This window comes from Tolypothrix sp. VBCCA 56010, assembly GCF_050875635.1.
In the GTDB taxonomy this organism is placed as follows: Bacteria; Cyanobacteriota; Cyanobacteriia; order Cyanobacteriales; family Nostocaceae; genus Hassallia.
In genome coordinates this window covers 1-1,465 of record NZ_JBPAOH010000342.1, presented here as the reverse complement: position 1 = coordinate 1,465, position 1,465 = coordinate 1, and the positions used below count along the sequence as shown (strand labels likewise).

Below are 1,465 nucleotides of genomic sequence, written 5' to 3'. Positions count from 1 at the left end.
AGCCTGCCTTCGCAGGCTCTAAAACTCATATAGCCTGCGAAGGCAGGCTTTGTTTGTATAGCGATACCCTTCAAGGGTATTGCGGCAAAATTGGGATGCTCCCTTAATGCATTGAGTGACAATGCGATTGTATCGACTGACAATGCGATTGTATCGACTGACAATGCGATTGTATCGACTGACAATGCGATTGTATCGACTGACAATGCTAACTAAGCCACATTGGGCAGGTTATAGTAAATACTATTGCTAACTTTGCTCAGTGTATGACAACTTCTGCCGTTGAAGGCTTTATCTCGTTTCGCGGTCATCAAGTGTGGTATCGCATTGTTAAACCGAACCAAGAAGCAGAAGGTAAACTACCTTTGTTGTGTCTTCATGGAGGTCCAGGAGTACCCCACGATTACTTGGAACCATTAGAAGCGATCGCTTACACGGGAAGGCAAGTTATTTTCTACGATCAACTAGGATGTGGAAATAGCGATCGCCCAAAAGACGCAAATTTATATTCTATTGATTTATTTAAAGATGAACTCGTAGCCATCCGCAGCACTTTAAACTTAGAGCAAATCCATCTTTTTGGACAATCATGGGGTGGTTGTTTGGCACTAGAACATACCCTTTCTCAAGCAACTGGTTTAGCAAGTTTGATTTTGGCTAATACACCTGCCAGCATTCAGCAATTTGTGAGTGAAGCTTATAGCTTAATGAACGATCTACCCGCAGATATTAAAGAGATTATTAGTAAACATGAAACCGCTGGTACAACCCAAGACCCAGAATATAAAGAGGCTATGGAAGTCTTTAACCATAATTTTCTCTGTCGTTTAAACCCTTGGCCCAGTTGTTTGACTACAGCATACAGCAAAGTTGGTACAGAGTTTCGGGGTGCTGGTAAAATCATCGACTGGAATGTTGAAAACCGCTTGAGTGAAATTTTTGTACCGACACTGCTGCTTTCTGGTAAGTATGATGAAGTAACTCCAGCTTGTGTAGAAAAATTAAAGCAAGGTATTTCTAATTCAGAGTGGGTACTATTTGAAAATAGTTCACATATGCCTCACTTGGAAGAAACAGAAAGATTTTTGCAAGTGTTAGACAAATTTTTGAGCCGAGTAGAACACAATCGCGGCTATTCCTGACTTCAGCAATAGTAATCCTATTGGCGTTGCATATTTGCGGGATGATTTTTATTTTTCTGTCTCTCAAAAAACTCTTTCTTCGCGTACTTCGCGTCTTTGCGGTTCGTTATTTCATCCCCATTTTGTGCAACGCCATCCTATTTGATATCAAGTCCGGTTAATCACTTATGATTATCGGATCTGTGCAAAAATCCCAAAAGCCTCTTTCAAGAGTGCAAGAGTCGCGTGTAGGGGCACGGCAATGCAGTGCCCCTACTTTGTGTATTGGACTCAACCAATAACCGCTATATTATTAACATCAAAACCTCCCAAACCTAACCCCC

Annotated in this window: 2 protein-coding genes; one reads left to right on the top strand and one right to left on the bottom strand. The window is 41.4% G+C overall.

Annotated features, from left to right (window positions below):
- Positions 1-206: hypothetical protein (locus AABK37_RS41320; protein WP_432557167.1), on the bottom strand; the 206-nt coding region annotated here is incomplete at its 3' end.
- A 60-nt stretch (positions 207-266) separates the two neighbouring features.
- Here AABK37_RS41320 and AABK37_RS41315 point away from each other — a divergent pair.
- Positions 267-1,142 (top strand): proline iminopeptidase-family hydrolase, encoded by an 876-nt coding sequence (locus AABK37_RS41315; RefSeq protein ID WP_432557166.1) that lies wholly within the window; start codon positions 267-269, stop codon positions 1,140-1,142.
- Positions 1,143-1,465: the final 323 nt, after the last annotated feature.

What these genes read in the sequence shown, in the direction of transcription:
- AABK37_RS41315 (WP_432557166.1), top strand. Translation starts at nt 267, where the DNA reads ATGACAACTTCTGCCGTTGAAGGCTTTATCTCGTTTCGCGGTCATCAA.